The organism is Amycolatopsis sp. NPDC058986 (genome assembly GCF_042741125.1).
In the GTDB taxonomy this organism is placed as follows: Bacteria; Actinomycetota; Actinomycetes; order Mycobacteriales; family Pseudonocardiaceae; genus Amycolatopsis.
Genome location: NZ_JBHYJW010000067.1, coordinates 1 through 16,783, shown reverse-complemented (window position 1 = coordinate 16,783; position 16,783 = coordinate 1). Strand labels below are relative to the sequence as shown.

The 16,783-nt window shown below is 70.0% G+C and carries 13 protein-coding genes; 5 read left to right on the top strand and 8 right to left on the bottom strand.

Annotation, left to right across the window (positions count from 1 at the left end):
• Positions 1-90: 90 nt before the first annotated feature.
• Together ACFW0G_RS38420 and ACFW0G_RS38415 are read right to left on the bottom strand one after the other, a co-directional pair.
• Complete coding sequence (locus tag ACFW0G_RS38420; RefSeq protein WP_378330431.1) at positions 91-1,185, bottom strand: substrate-binding domain-containing protein; 1,095 nt, start codon at positions 1,183-1,185, stop codon at positions 91-93.
• A gap of 155 nt (positions 1,186-1,340) precedes the next feature.
• Positions 1,341-1,754, bottom strand: a complete 414-nt coding sequence (locus ACFW0G_RS38415) for a DUF1508 domain-containing protein (protein ID WP_378330430.1) — start codon at positions 1,752-1,754, stop codon at positions 1,341-1,343.
• Between the two features lie 270 nt (positions 1,755-2,024).
• Here ACFW0G_RS38415 and ACFW0G_RS38410 point away from each other — a divergent pair, with 270 nt between their 5' ends.
• Positions 2,025-2,756 carry an SDR family oxidoreductase gene (locus ACFW0G_RS38410; protein ID WP_378330429.1) on the top strand — a complete coding sequence of 244 codons (732 nt, stop codon included), beginning with the start codon at positions 2,025-2,027 and terminating at the stop codon, positions 2,754-2,756.
• Between the two features lie 21 nt (positions 2,757-2,777).
• Here ACFW0G_RS38410 and ACFW0G_RS38405 read toward each other — a convergent pair whose 3' ends face one another.
• The gene (locus ACFW0G_RS38405) at positions 2,778-3,830 is read right to left on the bottom strand and encodes an SDR family oxidoreductase (RefSeq protein WP_378330428.1); all 1,053 of its coding nucleotides are present in this window, start codon (positions 3,828-3,830) and stop codon (positions 2,778-2,780) included.
• Positions 3,831-3,900: 70 nt separating this feature from the next.
• On the opposite strand from ACFW0G_RS38405, the gene ACFW0G_RS38400 reads away from it, so the two are divergent.
• Positions 3,901-4,779, top strand: coding sequence for a LysR family transcriptional regulator (locus ACFW0G_RS38400; protein WP_378330427.1), 879 nt, complete (start codon positions 3,901-3,903; stop codon positions 4,777-4,779).
• A gap of 12 nt (positions 4,780-4,791) precedes the next feature.
• Here ACFW0G_RS38400 and ACFW0G_RS38395 read toward each other — a convergent pair whose 3' ends face one another.
• Complete coding sequence (locus ACFW0G_RS38395) at positions 4,792-6,252, bottom strand: ABC transporter substrate-binding protein (protein WP_378330426.1); 1,461 nt, start codon at positions 6,250-6,252, stop codon at positions 4,792-4,794.
• Positions 6,253-6,346: 94 nt separating this feature from the next.
• On the opposite strand from ACFW0G_RS38395, the gene ACFW0G_RS38390 reads away from it, so the two are divergent.
• Together ACFW0G_RS38390 and ACFW0G_RS38385 are read left to right on the top strand one after the other, a co-directional pair.
• Complete coding sequence (locus ACFW0G_RS38390; protein WP_378330425.1) at positions 6,347-7,681, top strand: LVIVD repeat-containing protein; 1,335 nt, start codon at positions 6,347-6,349, stop codon at positions 7,679-7,681.
• A 41-nt stretch (positions 7,682-7,722) separates the two neighbouring features.
• A complete protein-coding gene (locus ACFW0G_RS38385; RefSeq protein WP_378330424.1) occupies positions 7,723-8,508 on the top strand; it encodes a class I SAM-dependent methyltransferase in 786 nt (261 codons plus the stop codon).
• Between the two features lie 3 nt (positions 8,509-8,511).
• Here the strand turns inward: ACFW0G_RS38385 and ACFW0G_RS38380 are convergent, their stop codons facing one another.
• The 3 genes from ACFW0G_RS38380 to ACFW0G_RS38370 all read right to left on the bottom strand — a co-directional run bounded on the left by ACFW0G_RS38380 (position 8,512) and on the right by ACFW0G_RS38370 (position 14,072).
• A complete protein-coding gene (locus ACFW0G_RS38380; RefSeq protein WP_378330423.1) occupies positions 8,512-10,299 on the bottom strand; it encodes a choline/carnitine O-acyltransferase in 1,788 nt (595 codons plus the stop codon).
• A gap of 112 nt (positions 10,300-10,411) precedes the next feature.
• Positions 10,412-11,272 (bottom strand): arpA protein, encoded by an 861-nt coding sequence (locus ACFW0G_RS38375; protein WP_378330422.1) that lies wholly within the window; start codon positions 11,270-11,272, stop codon positions 10,412-10,414.
• A gap of 202 nt (positions 11,273-11,474) precedes the next feature.
• The gene (locus tag ACFW0G_RS38370; protein ID WP_378330421.1) at positions 11,475-14,072 is read right to left on the bottom strand and encodes a bifunctional FO biosynthesis protein CofGH; all 2,598 of its coding nucleotides are present in this window, start codon (positions 14,070-14,072) and stop codon (positions 11,475-11,477) included.
• Positions 14,073-14,225: 153 nt separating this feature from the next.
• On the opposite strand from ACFW0G_RS38370, the gene ACFW0G_RS38365 reads away from it, so the two are divergent.
• A complete protein-coding gene (locus tag ACFW0G_RS38365; protein WP_378330458.1) occupies positions 14,226-15,824 on the top strand; it encodes a transposase in 1,599 nt (532 codons plus the stop codon).
• On the opposite strand, the gene ACFW0G_RS38360 is transcribed toward ACFW0G_RS38365, so the two are convergent.
• The gene (locus ACFW0G_RS38360; RefSeq protein ID WP_378330420.1) at positions 15,821-16,573 is read right to left on the bottom strand and encodes an SDR family NAD(P)-dependent oxidoreductase; all 753 of its coding nucleotides are present in this window, start codon (positions 16,571-16,573) and stop codon (positions 15,821-15,823) included. The two genes, ACFW0G_RS38365 and ACFW0G_RS38360, sit on opposite strands and share 4 nt — an antisense overlap.
• Positions 16,574-16,783 lie beyond the last annotated feature (210 nt).

Genomic DNA, 16,783 nt, shown 5'->3' with positions numbered 1-16,783 from the left:
CGAAGATCCGAAGGGCGACGGCCCGGCGTACCCACGCGCCGGGCCGTCGTCGTTTCTTGGCGGTGTTTCGTGGCTGTCGCGGCTCGGGGGTCAGGCCGTGACGCAGGTCAGGCCGCCGGTACCGGCGACCGTCTTGAAGCCGTACTTCGTGATGGTGCCGGCGAGCTTGCCACCGCACAGCGGGCTGGCGGTCGCGGCGGTGTCGCCGGAGTCGAAGCCCACGGCACGCCGGGCCTGGTCGTAGCGCGGGGTGCGGGTGTCGAGGACGTAGTACACGACACGCGAACCGAGGAACGAGTCCGCGAACGCCGGGGCGTAGGACCCGGCGGAACCGGTGACGGGAGCGCCGTCGGAGCCCGCACCGGTGAGCGTGTTGACGGTGAAGCCGGCCCGCTTGTCGGCGGTGACGCCGTTGCCCTGGGCGACCCACTGGGCGATCGAGAACGGCGCGATCGCGGCGTTCTGGTCGGCCGCCTGGATCGACGTGGCGTCGTTTTCCTGGAAGCGGTTGATGGTGACCGGCTTGGTGGTCGGGTCGAAGCCGAGCACCGTGCCGGTGAAGAAGCTCAGGGTGCCCGAACCGACCTGCGGCAGGTACACCTTGATGGCCGCGTTGGCACCGCCGACCTGGTTCCAGTTGGTGATCGAGCCGTCGTAGACACCGCGCAGCTGCGCCAGCGTGAGGGACAGCCCCGCGCCCGCGCCGGTGGCCGACGAGGACCAGGTGACGCCGTCACGGGCGAAACCGAAGTACCGGAACGACGCCGGGTCGCTGCTGCCGCGGCCGGAGGAGGAGCGCGCGATCTCGAACTTGCCGTCACCCGCGGCCGCGGAGGCGTTGAGGGCGGCCTTGCCGGCGGACGAACCGTCCGGCGGCGGGTTGCTCGCGTTGTAGGTGGCGCCGGGCGACCACGGGTCGGCGGGCACGGTGAAGGACGCGGTCCCCTTGAGCACCGGCGGGATGTTCACGTAGTTGTCGGGGTCGGTGTTCCAGGTGCCGCTCGCCGCGTTCGCGTCGGCGAACACCGCGTTGGTGACGTCGAAGATGGTGTCCGAGCCCGCGGCGGGAATGACCTCCGCGATGCCGTTGGCGGGCGGGACGGCGGCGGCCGTCCCGGTCATGACCAGACAGGCGCCTGCCGCGGCCGCGGTCACGCCGAGAAGCCGGGTAATACGAGCACGCATTGTGTCAGCACTCTTTCTGCTAGTCCCCATGACGTCACGGGATCCCGTGACAGGTCTCATCTCCTCGTATCGGACTGACCGGCTCGGGTGCTCAGCGTTCCCGCCCGACGGCTTGGTGGTTAACCGGCGGGAAACGTACTTTCCGTGATTGCCGATCACCGATTCCGGCGTTCGGAATTCTCCTGGGAATTCATGCGGTACTTCTTGCGCCAGTCGGTGACCGTCTCTATTCGACCGTCGGTCATCGCTTCCCCCGTCGCCGCGCGAAATCGATCGAGACCGCGTTGTGCCTCGATTCTGCGGCCATAAGCGTGTGCTGCCACGGCGACGGCTTCCGTGCCGCTGCGCAGTCGCCAGCGCCACCGGCCGCCGCCCGCGTGGCCGAATTCCGCGGTCAGTTCGTCCAGATGGACGCCGAGCCAGGAAATGGAGGCGAGACACTCCTCCGTTCGGTGGTAATCGAGCGCGCTCGTGCCGAGCGAGGTGTTGTTGCCGCCCAGCAGCCGCCAGCGGAGTGTTTCGGAACCGGTCTGGACGAGTTGGAATCGTGGTTTCTTCCCCCGGGACACACCTTGGTGATCGGCGAATAACCGAGGGGGTTACCGAATCCGGTGAAGGCCCGACGGCGTGGCGGTGAACATCGCGTTCGGGACTGGACACGCTACTCCGAACGGCCGCGGGTAACCGGCGAAGAACGGCACGCTGTCAGCAAGCGCTTTCCCAGCGTTGCCCTGACCGGCCCGGTCGTCCCGCCTCGCGATGTCGCCGGATACGGTGGTGCCGCGCGTGCGTGCCGACGAATCCGGTGCGCGGCAGGTGATCGGCAAGGAGGACGACGGATGGGGATCGCGGTGGTCACCGGGGCGGGCTCCGGGCTGGGGCGGGAGATCGCCCGCGCGCTGCTGGCCGACGGGTACCAGGTCGCGCTCGCCGGGCGCCGGGCGGGCGCGCTGGACGAGACCGCCGGTGGGCACGACTCGGCGCTGGCCGTGCCCACCGACGTCGCCGATCCCGCGTCGGTCGCCGCCTTGTTCGACGCCGTCCGTGACCGCTGGGGCAGGCTGGACCTGCTGGTGAACAACGCGGGCGTGTCGCTCGGCGGCGCCGTCGACGAGCTGTCCGTCGAGGACTGGCGCCGCAGCGTGGACACCAACCTCACCGGGATGTTCCTGTGCGCGCAGCAGGCGGTGCGGCTGATGAAGGCGCAGGATCCCCGCGGTGGCCGGATCATCAACAACGGCTCCATCTCGGCGCATTCGCCGCGTCCGGCCAGCGTGGCCTACACGGCGACCAAGCACGCGATCACCGGGCTGACCCGGTCGATCTCGCTGGACGGCCGGGCCTGGAACGTCGCGTGTGGACAGATCGACATCGGCAACGCGGCCACCGAGATGACGGAGCGGATGGCGGCGGGGATCCCGCAGGCCGACGGCCGGATCGCCGCCGAGCCCACCTTCGACGCGCGGCACGTCGCCGACGCCGTCCGCTACATGGCCGCGCTGCCGCTGGACGCGAACGTGCAGTTCCTGACCATCACCGCGACCACGATGCCGTTCGTCGGCCGCGGCTGAGCCCGCGGGGACCGCCGGGCGTCACGGGATGACGCCGTCCTTGCGGAACTGGTCGAACAGCCGGAAGAACATCTCCTCGGTGGAGACGTACTCGTGGAATCCGTGGCGGCGGGATTTCGAGGTGTCCGCGAAGACGTCGTAGTCCCACGAGAACACGAAGTCGGCGAACCGCCACGAAGCCGAAACGTCCGCATAGGACACTTCGAGCCCGTGCTTTTCCGCCATCGAAGTCCACAATGGAGCCTTGTCCGCCATCACGACGTCGAGCGACATCGGCAGCGGCGGCGCGGTTTCGAGGCCGAAGTAGCCCGCGATCTTCGGCCACAGCTCGCTCCAGCGGAACAGGTCGCCGTTGGCGATGTTGAACGCCTCGTTGCCCGTCCGGTCGTCGGTGGCCGCCCACACCGTCGCCTTCGCGAGCAGACCGGAATCGGTCACCTCCAGCAGGCTGTCGTAGGCGCCGGGCTTCCCGGGAAAACGCAGCGGCAGGCCGAGTTCCTTCGAGATCGACGCGTAGACCGCGATGACCAGCGCCAGGTTCATCGGGTTGCCCAGCGCCGTCCCGCCGACCACCGAGGGCCGGATCGCCGACCACATCCACGCCTTGCCCGCCTGGCGGCGTTCCAGGAACTGCTGCTGGTCCACATTGAACTCGGGCGGCATGTGCCCGGCGTCGGTCTCCCTCGCCGGGGTCTTGAACGGGCCGAGATGCGCGCCGTAGACCTTGTAGCCCTGCATCAGGCTGACGTGCCGTAGGCCGGGGGCGGCGGGCTCGACGGCGTCGACGAGGTTGGTCAGCATCCCGAGGTTGGGCGGCACGAGTTCGGCCCAGGTCGGCTTGTCCTGGTACGCCGCGTAGAACACGTGCGTGACGTCGGTGAGCCCGCCGAGCTTGGCCCGCGTGTCGGCGGGGTCGAGGAGGTCGACGGCGATGTGGCGGGTGTTCCCGTCGCCCGGACGGCGGGACAGGCCGACGACGTCCCATCCCTCCTGCCGCGCGAGGTGGTCGACGAGGGTCCGGCCGATGATCCCGTTCGCTCCGGCGACCAGGGCGAGGTTGCGTGCTGTGCTCATGCTTCGATCCTGTCCGGCGCCAAAGGATAAATCCAAGGCATAAGAATCACCGCAGGCATAAGCTGTGTTCATGACGAGTCTGCGGCAGCTGGAGTACCTGGTCACCGTGGTCGACACCGGTTCCTTCACCCGTGCTGCCGAGGCACTGCACGTGACGCAACCCGCGCTGTCGCACCAGATGCGGGCGCTGGAGCACGCGGTCGGCGGGCCGCTGCTGGAACGGCTGCCACGCTCGGTGCGGCTGACACCAATGGGCCGGGCGATGCTGCCGCACGCGCGGGCCGCGCTGGCCGACGCGGAACGCGCCCGCTGCGCCGCGCGCCAGGCGTCCGGGCTGGAGGCGGGGGAGCTGCAGGTGGCCACGGTGTACTCGGTGAGTCTCGGGGCGCTGCCGCCGGCGCTGCGGGTGTGGCGGCGCGAACGGCCGGACGTCGACGTCCAGCTGTCCGAATACCGGCACGCCGACGAACTGCGCGACGCGATGAGCGCGGGCGAGGCCGATGTCGCGATCGGGCCCGCGCCCGAGGGCTGGAGCGGCCCGGTGCGTCCGCTGGGTGTCGAAGACTTCGTGGTCGTCCTGCCCGTCGACGGCGCGAGGGAGGACACCGGATCTGGGCGCGTCGACCTGAGCACTCTCGCCGACTGCGCGTGGGTGCACTACGCGCCGGGCAACGGGCTCGCCGAGCTGGTCGACCGCGCCTGCGGCGCCGCCGGGTTCCGGCCCCGAGCGGCGGTCCGGACCGAGCAGACCGCCGCGGCCCCGATCCTCGCCGCCGCCGGTCTCGGCCCGGCTCTGGTCCCGGCCAACGTCCTGCCCGCCCGCTTCGACGGCCGGGTGCTGCGACCCGACCCGGCGATCCGCCGCACGCTCACCGCCTACTGCCGCACCAGCCCCGACCCGCTGACCGCCGCGTTCATCGACGTCCTGGTGAAGCACGCCAGGGTCTGACCTGCGCCCCCGTCACATCGCGACGGCGGCGAGGTCGACGCCGGCGAACGGGGTCGCCTTGACGTCGTGCGCGCGGCTGCCCCACACCGAGTGGCCGTGCGTGGTCCACAGCGGTGCCACGGGGAGGTCTCGCAGCAACTGGTTCTCCACGAGCCGGTACAACTCGCCCGCCTCCTGCGGGGTCGCCGCCGCCTCCGCGTCCGCGAGGTTCTGCTTGAACACGTCGTCGGTGTACCCGGCCGCCTCGGCGAGGCCGGTCAGCAGTTCGCCGGGGCTCGCGGTGCCGAGCTTGACGAGCAGGGTGGCCGGGCCGTCCGGCGATCCGGTGGCGGGCAACGGCTTCGAGGTGGTCTGGACCCCGAGCGCGCTCGCGAGGCCGTCGGCCAGCGGCTTGGTCCAGCTTTCCGACCGGGGTCCGGAGTAGACGGTCACCGGCCCGGCGAACGAGGCCTGGGCGAGCAGTGCTTTCCCGGCCGCGGCGTCGAACGCGCAGGCACGGCAGATGCCGGATCGCTCGCCAGGGGCGTCGGAGGGCGGCAGGAGCGCCTTCGCCGGATCGACCTGATGTTGCAGCGGACCGGCCTCCAGCGCGGCCCTGTCGACGCCGAAGGCGAAGGCGTGTCGCACGGTCGGATCGGAGAACCGCTTGTCCGCCATGGGAAAGGTGAGGTACCCGGCTTCGGGCAGTGGCCAGGACAGGTGCCGGTCGGCGAAGTCGTGGTGCATGGATTCGTGCCGGTCACCGGGAACCTCGGCGGCGAGGTCGAGCTTGCCCGCCTTCACCGCGTCGTAGTGTGCGGCCGGTTCACCGACCCGCAGGTCGATTTCCCTGGCCTTGCCGGGCGCGTCGGTGACCCGCACCAGCTTCCCGCCGCTGCCCGGCCGCCACGGGCCGTCCAGCCGGAACGGCCCGTTGCCGATCGGTGCCCGCGCGAAGGCGTTCCAGTCACGCGAGTCGAGGACCGAGCGTGGCAGCGGCACGAGTCCCGGCGCGGACAGCCAGACCGGGACCTGACCGGCGGGGCGGTCCAGGTCGATCCGGATGGTGGCGTCGTCGGGCGCGGTGATGGAGGTGGCGCGCAGCAGCCGGTTCAGTACCGGGGCCGCCGCCCACGGCTGCCCGGCGACCACCCGCCAGGTGTCCACATAGGACTGAGCGGTGACCGGGGTGCCGTCGTGGAACCGCGCGGGCCGCAGCCGGACGGTCCACTGCTTCCGGTCGGTGCTGGTGATGGACTCCGCCGCGCGTTCGGTGACCTTGCCGCTCGCCGCGTCGTAGTCGGCGAGCGGGGTCCACAGGGCGCTGGTCACCAGCCGCCCCGACTGTTCCTGCACGTCGGCGGGCAGCAGCGTCGCGGGTTCGTGCAGGCCGACGCTGAGTACGCCGGGTGCTGCCGGGGTATCGGAGCCGGAACAGCCCGCCGCGACGAGCCCGAAGACGGCGAACAGGACGAGGAGGACACGCGAGCGCATGCCTCTTCCTACCAGTCAGGAACCGGACGAAAGACGGTTGTGTCCGGGTTGGGGCGGTCATAGAGTTCGGGAGTACGTTCACTGGGAGGTCTCTGTGCGTAACTGGTGGGTCCGTTCGTGCCTGGCCGTCACCACCGTCGCCGCGACGCTCGCCGCCACGGCCCTGCCCGCCGCCGCCTGCGGCGAAGACGACAAGCCCGCCGCCGCGGCCCACGTCACCGGCGAGCCGGGCGCGGTGAAGAACGTCCGTTCCGTGGGCAACCTCCCGGACGCGCAGGGCGCGATCTCCCTCGCCTTCCTGCCGTACGGTCACCGGGACGTGATGGCCGTGTCGGGCCAGTTCGGCCTGAAGCTCTACGACCTCACCGAAAATCCGGCCGCGCCGAAACTGGTCGGGCAGCTGAACATGCCCGGTCTGTGGGAGACCGAGGACACCGAGGTCGATCCCGTGCGCAAGCTGGTGTTCCTCTCGCGTGACCCGCGTGCTTTCGGCGGGAACACGCACAACGGTGAGTCCGGCATCTACGTGGTCGACGTGTCGACACCGGAGAAACCGGTGCAGCTGAGCTACGTCAAGGTCCCGGCGGGGCACACCACCAGCTGCATCAACGACTGCCGCTACCTGTGGACCGGCGGTCCCGCCAAGGCCGACAACCAGCCCGCCGACTGGGGCGGCAGGCCGATCTGGGTCACCGACGTCCGCGATCCGCGTAACCCGAAGGTTTCCCCGCAGCCGATCGAACTTGCCCGCAACGACGGCAAGACCGACTATGTGCACGACGTCCAGGTCGACAAGAACGACGTCGCGTGGGTGTCCGGCCGCGGCGGTGTCCGCGGGTACTGGACCGACGGCGTGCACCGCGATCCGGTGCAGGGCAAGATGCGGCGCGCCACCGCGTACGCGCCGGTGCCCTACGCGGGCGGCGGGGTCGCCGAAACGGCGGCGCCGTCGAAGTTCATGCACAACAGCTTCCACCCGGCGAACCGCCACGACGACGGCGCTTGGCGTGGCCACGATCTCGTCTACGCCACCGAGGAAAGCTTCGTCGACGGCTGTGCCGGTGACGGCGTGCTGACGATTTCCTCACTCGAAGGCTCGTACGGCGGCGAGGGCTGGAAGTCGAGCCCGGACAAGCCGTTCCGCCTGCGCACCGTCGGTACCTGGGGCGTGGCGGGGCAGGAGGGCAGCGACCCGAAGTCCGACGACTGCTCCGCGCACTACTTCGACATCCAGGACAAGGTGCTCGTCCAGTCGTTCTACGCGCAGGGCACCCGGTTCCTGGACATCAGCGACCCGACGAACCCGAAGCAGATCGCCTACTTCCGGCCCGCCGACGCGGCGTCGTGGGCGCCCTACTGGCACCGCGGCCACGTCTACGTCGCCGACAACAAGCGGGGGATCGACATCCTGAAGCTGACGGCTCAGTAAACCCGCCCCCATCGCTGCGGCGCCGTCGGTACGGTGACGGCATGATGCAGCGACGCGCCGACGGCAGCGCGGGGGATGCGGACTACGCCGCGATCGGTGGTGTCTACACCGACTACCGCAAGCCGGACCCGAGGATCGGCGCGCACATCCTGGACGCGCTGGGCGACGCGCGGACCGTGCTCAACGTCGGCGCCGGAGCCGGCGCGTACGAACCGGCCGATCGCGAGGTCACCGCCGTCGAGCCGTCCGCGTCGATGCGCGAGAAACGTCCCGCGCACCTTCCGCCCGCGGTCGACGCGGTCGCCGAGAAGCTGCCGTTCGGCGATCGGTCGTTCGAGGGCGCGATGACGACGTTCAGCGTGCACCAGTGGAAGGACCTGGGCGCGGGACTGGCCGAGCTGCGCCGGGTCACCCGCGGCCCGGTCGCGGTGCTGACCTGCGATCCGTTGCTGCTGCGCAGGTTCTGGCTCGCCGACTACGCGCCCGAGGTCATCGGCACCGAGGCACGGCGCTACCCGCCGGTCGAGGACATCGCCGACGGGCTGGGCGGTGACACCCAGGTCATCGGCGTCCCGGTGCCGATCGACTGCACGGACGGGTTCAACGAGGCCTACTACGCCCGGCCGGAACGGCTGCTCGATCCGGACGCACGGCTGTCCTGTTCGGCGTGGAGTTTCGTCGACGACGAGGTGCACGCCCGGTTCGCCGCCGAACTCCGCCGCGATCTCGCCAACGGCACCTGGGAACGGCGCTACGGCGGTCTTCGCGAGCAGGCGGAATTCGACGGCTCGCTGGTGCTGATCGTGTCCCGCCCGGCGGGGAGCTGATCGTTACTCCGAGGCCAGCAGCTCCTCGAGTTCCCGGACGGCCGTGGTGAGTTCCTCCGCGAACAGCGTCATTTCGTGCGCCACGTGCCGCGGCGTGCACAGGTAGATGTTGAGCCGGTCGGGGAGCAGCACGTACGCGACGCCGATGCACTGCGGGCTCGTCGAACCGAAGCCGAAGTACTGGATGTTGACCGACGGCGCGGAACTCGTGCTCAGGTAGTCGTCGCGCATCTTGACCCAGCCCGGCGACGAATACAGCGGAAGGCCGATGTCTCCGCCACGCCGTTTCTGGATCAGCTGCAGTTCCCACAGGTGCTGCTCGGGCGCGTCACCGGCCTGACATTCCTTCGCACGGGCCACATGCTTCGCCGCAGCGGCCCGAAACGCCGCGCGACGTTCCTCGCGGGAGGCGTTCTCGTCCTCCATCACCGCGACGAACCGCAGCACCTCCGGCGTGACGACGCGCATCGCCTCGGTGCGGCCGTTCTGGAACTGCCGCGTGGCTATCGACTCGTAGGTCGCGCCGGTCAGCCCCTTGGCTCGTTTGTGCGCGAGCTGGTACGCCATCTGCGCGAAGCCGTCCGGCGACATCCCGAGCTGTTTCGCCCTGCTCGCACCGAAATCCTCGAACGACAGGATCTTCGTCGCCGTGGCGTCGGCGTACGCCTGGAACGACGCGGCCGCGGCGCGGGCGTCCGCACGCAGCGCCTCGTCGAGGACGAACTCGATCCGCTCGAACGCCGGTACCCCGTCGGCGCCCGGCCGCGCCACGCGTTCCCCGGCGAGCAACGCGTCGGTGAAGCCGAGGATCGTGGTCCCGTCCAGCTCGCAGTGCTCGACGTTGATGCCCGCGGTGCCGTCGGCGAACACGATCAGCGAGACCGCCTTGTCGAACCACCGGTTACCGCTGTCGCCGTGCAGCAGCTGGTCACACGCTTCCTGCGTGTCCTTCGGCGTGAGATCTTCCAGGCACACACAGAACAACGCGGTCTCGATCGTGTCCAGCGCCTCGGCGTTCCCGGCGTCGATCAGCGCCTGCCGGGTCGCCGCCCACTCCGCGCGGGCCTTGGTGGTGAAATGCCCGGCGGCGGTGGCCGGTTCGTCGATCGCCCGGCCGGTCTTCATGATCGTGTGCAGTCCGGCGATCAGCTGGTCGGTGTCGTACGGGCGGCCGTCCGGCGCGAGCACGTCCAAGCGGAACGGCGTGTCCTGGTGGAACACGACGATGTGCCGCGCGGTGGACGGGCCTGGCCAGTCTTCGCGGTACGGCGTGCGCGCGGTGTCCAGCTCGGCACCGGGGATCCGCGTGGCGGAGAACAGGAACTTGTGCTGCACCATCGACTGCGGCTGTCCGCGCACGATGATCGGCGGGATCGACTCGTCGTCCAGCCGCAGCTTGTAGTCGACGGCCGAGGCGACGAGCTCGGCCGCGCGTTCCACCTGCCCGAGCCCGGATTCGGCGAACAGGAAGAAGAAGTTGGCGTTGAGCGCGATCCGGTCGCGGCGGCCGAGGTACCGGTACGGCCAGAACGTGTCGAGCCAGCTGCGCACGCCTTCGGCCGAGTCGTAGGCCTCCAGCAACGACTGGAGTTCGTGCGCCGGACTGTCCTCGGCGAGGTACGCGCGCACCGCGGCCTCGGTCTCCGCCAGCTCCTCGGAAGTCAGCAGCGGCGCGCACCATTCGAGGAACCCGCGGCAGCTGTCTTCCAGCGTGGGCACGGGGACGCGGGGGAGGCGGTCCTCGTTGCCGAAGGTACGCGTGGACCATTCCGGACTGCTGCTCACGATCATCCTCGATCTCGATGGGGCGGGTCAGGGTGTGTCGCCGAACACGTCGCCGATGCTAGCGGTCGCGTACGACAAAGTGCCGCATTCGGCTCTGGACAGGAGAAAGCACGGGGGCTCAGTCGAGCAGCCGGTCGCCCCGGACGGCCTGGCCGAGGTGCTCGGGCAGGACCCGGCCGAACAGCTGGCGCGTCCGTTCCGGGCTGCCGATCACGCCGGGACGTTCGCTGTAGGCGAAGATCGCCGAATGCCGGGCGACGTTCCCGCGCACGGTTCCCACGCGGTGCAAGGAGAACCGGCCCCGGAACAGCTGCAGATCACCGGGGCGCAGGGTCAGCCTGCGGACGAGGCGCTCGCCTTCGCCGGCCAGCACGGCGCGCACGTCGTCGAAGTTCTCCTCCGTCGCGGACCGGATGTTCGGGCAGTACTCGAAGACGCCGCCCTCGGCCGCTTCCTGGGTGAGCATGCTGACGGTGTATTCGTTGACGTCGAAATGCCACGGATGCGCGCGGCCCGGCGCGATCACGTTGAGCGTCAGCCCGGACAGCGGATCGGCCAGTTCGTGCAGTTCCGGCAGCGCGAAGCAGTCCGCGACGAACCGCTGGAACTCATGGCTGGTGTAGAGCTGCTGGATGATCGAGGTCACCGGGATCTGGTCGCGGGCGACGAAAGCGTTCCCCCGCTCCATGATCGTGGCCCCCGGATGTCCGTCCGGCAGCGGGGAGTCGGTGGCGATGTTGTAAGCGTTCACGAGTTCGACCCGGGAATACGCCAATGGGGCGATCTGGGCGCATTCGGATTCGAGAACCGCGCGCAGCTCGGGCCGGATGAAATCGGTGAGCACACTGCACCCGGTTTCGCGAAGTTCGGCGCGGGTGCGGGAAACGATGTCCTGCCAGGCTCTGCTCCCCTGGTCCGAGAGGGGGTAGCGGGCGGTGTCGACCACCTGGGCTGCGGCCACGGCTTCCGATGTGCTCATCGATGTCCTCTCGACGGGTGGGACCTGTCGTGAACCTCGGAAGGGTTTAGCACAGAAAATGTCGGCGAATCGCGGCCACGAAGTCGTTTGTGATCGGTGACACAGCGTCGTGTGCGCGAGGTGACAAGAAAGCTCCGAAGGCCACCATGAGGGACTTGAGTTCCCTCATGGTGGCCTTCGGAGCCCTTGGTGGCGCCGAGGTTTACGGCGTCAGCAGCGGCAGCAACGGTTTGCGCACCGCCGTCGCCACCCCGTCCGACGCGGCCGCGGCGGCGATCCTCTCGTCCGAGGGGACGCCGTAGTCCGTGGTGCGCTGCCGCAGCGGACGGCCCAGCGGCTCGACCATCGCGCGCATGTCGCTGATCGTCTTGTACGAACCGTTCGCGGCACCGGCCATCCGGCTGATCGTCTCCTCCATCAGCGTCCCGCCGATGTCGTTGACGCCGCCCTGCAGCACCGCCCGGCTGCCCTCTTCGCCGAGTTTCACCCACGAGGACTGGATGTTGTCGATCATCCCGTGCAGCAGTACCCGGGCCAGCGCGTGCACCGCGCGGTTCTCCCGCGGCGTCGCACCCGCGCGAGCGAGCCCGGCGAGGTAGATCGGCGAACTCTGGTGGATGAACGGCAGCAGCACGAACTCGCTGAACCCGCGCTTGCCGTGTTTCTCCAGGCCTTCGCGCTGCAGCCGCGCCAGCAGCTTCAGGTGCGCGACCCAGTGCGCGGGCGTGTCGACGTGGCCGTACATCATCGTCGACGTCGTCGGCAGGCCGACCTCGTGCGCGGTCGTCACGACCTTGATCCACTCCGACGTCGGCAGCTTGCCCTTGGTCAGCACCCAGCGGACGTCGTCGTCGAGGATTTCCGCCGCCGTGCCCGGCAGCGAGTCGACCCCGGCCTCCTTCGCGCGGATCAGCCAGTCCTTCAGGGACAGATTGGTCCGCGAGGCGCCGTTGACGACCTCCATCGGGCTGTAGGAGTGCAGGTGGATGCCCGGCTGCCGACGCTTCACCTCGGCCGCCAGGTCGAAGTACGCGGTGCCGGGCAGATCGGGGTGGATCCCGCCCTGCATGCAGATTTCCGTCGCGCCCGCGGCCCACGCCTCGTCGACGCGGTCGCCGACCTGCTCCAGCGAAAGCGTGTACGCGTCGGCGTCGGTGCGGCGCTGGGCGAACGCGCAGAACCGGCAGCCGGTGTAGCAGACGTTGGTGAAGTTGATGTTCCGTGTGACGACGAACGTGACGTCGTCGCCGACGGTCTCGCGGCGCAGGTCGTCGGCGATCTTCGCGAACGCGTCGAGTTCGGCGCCGTCCGTGTGCAGCAGCGCCAGCGCTTCGTCGTCGGACAGCCCGGCCGGGTTCTTTTCCGCGCTGCGCAAGGCATCCCGGACGTCGACGTCGAAGCGTTCCGGCGCGGACTTGATGTTCGCGCCGATCTCCTTCCAGTCGCCGTACACCGAGTCGAAGTCGCTTCGACGGTCTTCGGTGCGCCCGGTCGTGTCGATTTCGGTGTGCAGGTCGGTGCGGCCGGCCTGCTCCCAGCCGCCGTCGGGTTCCTGCCAGGGGATGCCCTTCGGGATGGCCTCTTCGAGTGCGAGCCCGGTTTCCGGCTCGGTCAGCGCGGCCAGGTGCTCGCCGATCCGCGGGTCCAGCCACGGCTCGCCGGTCTTGACGTACTCCGGGTACACCGGCAACCGTTCGCGCAGCGTGAACCCGAGCTCCTCGGTGTGCCGGCGCAGCTCGTCGACACCGGGCCAGGCCATCTCCGGGTTTACGTGGTCCGGGGTCAGCGGCGACACCCCGCCCCAGTCGTCGATCCCGGCCTTCAGCATCTTCTCGTACTGGCGGCCGATCAGGTTCGGCGGCGCCTGGATGCGCATCTTCGGCCCGAGCACCAGCCGCGCGACCGCGATGGTGGCGGCCAGCTCGTCGAGGTCCGCGTCCGGGGTGGCGCGCATCTTCGTGTCCGGCTTGGCGCGGAAGTTCTGCACGATGACTTCCTGGACGCTGCCATAGGTCCGCGCGACCTTGCGGATCGCGAACAACGCGTCGGCGCGCTCCTCGTGCGTCTCGCCGATGCCGATGAGGATGCCGGTCGTGAAGGGCACCGAGCTGCGGCCCGCGTCCTCCAGCACCCGCAGCCGGACCTCGGGATCCTTGTCCGGCGAACCGTAGTGCGGCTGGCCCTTCTCGGTGAACAGCCGCTTCGACGTGGTCTCCAGCATCATGCCCATCGACGCGGAAACCGGCTTGAGCCGCTGGAAGTCCTGCCAGCCGAGCACACCGGGGTTGAGGTGCGGCAGCACGCCGGTCTCCTCCAGCACCCGGATCGCCATCGCGCGGACGTAGGACAGCGTGTCGTCGTAGCCGTGCGCGTCGAGCCAGTCCTTGGCGGCCTTCCACCGGTCTTCGGGGCGATCGCCGAGGGTGAACAGCGCCTCCTTGACGCCCAGCTCGGCGCCCTTGCGGGCGATGTCCAGTACCTCGTCCGGTGACAGGAACGGCGACTCGACGCGGCCCGGAACGGTCGCGAAAGTGCAGTAGCCGCACCGGTCCCGGCACAGCCGGGTCAGCGGGATGAAGACCGACTTGCTGTAGGTGACGACGCCGGGGCGGCCGGCCTGGGCGAGTCCGGCGTCGCGGACACGGGAGGCGTGCTCGGACAGCGTCACGAGGTCGTCGCCGCGCGCGTGCAGCAGCACGGTGGCTTCGGCGGCGTCGAGGGTCTTGCCGTCCCGCGCCCGGGCGAGCGCGCGGCGCATCGCCGTGGCGGTGGGGGTGTTCACGTCAGCATCGGGTGCCATTCCCGTCACGCTAGGAGCGCCGGGCCACGACCGGCCAGTCCGTAATCGCCTGGTGTCTCACCCGAACGTGATGCCGCACCGTTTTTCCAGCTCAGGGGCCTGCAAAGGTTGTCGATCTCCGATCCGGGCGGTATTACCTAAAGTGTGGCTTCGGTGATCGGCAAGCGCATCGGCGGGCGGACGTACTACTACCTCGCGGAGTCCGCCCGCGTCGACGGCGCACCGCGTGTGGTGACCCAGCGTTACCTCGGCACGGCCGAGGAGATCGCCCGCGCCGTGCCGGGTGACGCCGCCCCGGACAGCGCACGGCATCGCTCCTATGGAGACGTCGCCGCGGTGTGGGCCACGCTGCGACGGCTCGACTTCGTTCGCCGGGTGGACGCCGTTTTCGGGCCTCAGCGCGCGAAGACCACGCTCGGCACGCGGCTCGCGATCGCCGTCCTGCACCAGGCGACCGCTCCGGCCGCCCCACTCGGCGAATGGTGGGCGGGCTCGGCGGCGGAAGACCTCGTCCGGCCGCGTCCACCGAGGTCGGCGCTGACCACGACGGCGCACTGGAAGGCACTGGGGCGACTGACGCCGGAGCGCGTCACCGCCGTCGAAAGCACGATCGCCGAAGCCGTGCTCGGCCTCCTCGGCGACGGCACCGCCGCGCTCGCCGTCGACGTCGCGCAGTTCGCCTCGTTCACCGCGGCCGACTGCACCCTGCCCTCGGCCTGCCAGGACGCGCTCGCCGGGCTCGGCCTCGTCGTCACCCGCGACGGCGCGATTCCGTTGGCGTCACGGGGATATCGCCGGGACGGCGGTGCGACGCCGACGTTCGCGGACCTGGTCGAAAACCTCCGCTCGCGGTATCCGGCCGCCGACGTCACGCTCGTGTTCCACGCCGGCCAGGCCGCACAGCTGGACCTCGGCGCGCGTAGCGGTTTCGTCGGATCCCTGCCGCTGGCAGCACATTCCGACCTGCTGGCGCAGCCCGCTTCCGCGCGCAAACGTGTCGACCCCGAACGCTTCGCCGGACTGACCGCATTGGACACCCTGGCCGTCGTCGACGGCGTCCGCCGCAGGGTGATCCTGACCCACTCCGCGACCCTGCACGCCGCGCAGTCCCGGGCGTTCGCGGACGAGCTGAGCACCGCCACCCGCGAACTCGACGGGCTCGCGGCCGCCCTCGCCGCGGGCACGCATCGCGGCGACCGGTCCCAGATCCACGCCGAGGTCGGCCGGATCACCAGGGGACGCCGGGTCGAACGCGCGCTGTCGACGACGCTGACCGGGTCGAAGTCCGGCGAGATCCGGCTGACCTGGCGCATTGACGACGCCGCCGTGGCCCGGCTGGAGGAGGAGTACTTCGGCAAGCAGGTCCTGGTCACCGACCACGACTGGCCGGTCGCCGAGGTCGTCACCGCCTACCGCGCCAGGACCCACCTGGAATCGACGTTCCGCTGGCTGACCGGGCCCGCGGTGACCGGGCCGACCCCGCGCTGGGAGTGGACGCCCGGGCGTATCGCCGTGCACACGCTCGTCTCCGTCCTCACCGCCACGGTCACCCACCTCATGCGCCGCGAGGCCGACCTCGCCGGGATGAACCTCTCGGTGCGGGAACTGCTGGAGCAGCTCGGCGGGATCGGCGAGACCGTGCTGCGGTATCCGTCGACCGGGGGACGGCCGCGGACGCGCCGGATCCTGACCGACCGGGATCCGGCGCAACAGCGGCTGTGGGAGATCTTCGGACTCGGCGACGCCGTCTAGTCGCGGTGGACCTGGAGCGCGGAGAAGCTCTGGACCACCGGCATCAGCTCGATCACGTTGACGTTGACGTGCGCCGGCTGCGCCGAGGCCCAGTACACGGACTCGGCCACGTCGTCGGCGGTCAGCGGAGTCGTGCCCTCGTACACGGCGTCCGCCTTGCCCTGGTCCCCGTCGAACCGGACCTTCGAGAAGTCGGTGCCACCGGCAAGGCCGGGCTCGACGACGGTGACCCGCACGCCGGTCCCGTGCAGGTCACTGCGCAGGTTCAGGCTGAACTGGTGCACGAACGCCTTGGTCGCGCCGTAGACGTTGCCGCCGGGGTAGGGGTACTTCCCCGCGACCGAGCCGACGTTGATCACGTGCCCGCGTCCGCGGTCGACCATCCCGGGCAGGACCGCGCGGGTGAGGTGGACAAGCCCCGTGATGTTCGTGTCGATCATCTGGTCCCAGTCGGCGAGCTTGGCCCGGTGCGCGGGCTCGAGCCCCTTGGCCAGCCCGGCGTTGTTGACCAGGACGTCGATCTCCCGCCAGCCCTCGGGAAGTCCCGCGACCACCGTCTCGACGGCGTCCGGGTCCTGCACGTCCAGTACGACCGGCAGGACCGCGTCGCCGAGTTCGGCCTTGAGCGCGGTCAGCTTGTCCTCGCTCCGGGCGGCCGCGACGACCCGGAAGCCCTCTTTGACGAACCGGCGCGCGATGGCGGCGCCGAACCCGGCGCTCGCGCCGGTCACGAATGCGGTCTGAGACATGCCGCCAGGCTAGGCGACCGGGCCTCGTCCGTCGTTTCATACCCGCTGACCTGCGGTGATCTTGTTAAGGCACCCCCCTGTTCCGGGCTGTTTTCGGGCGTGTAATGTTCTCTTCGTCGCCAGGGAGACCGGGCGGCCGACCGGGACACGAACCAAGCTCTCGCCTAGGGCGATTGAGTGGGTGTTCCACCAAAAACTGCTAGGAATGAC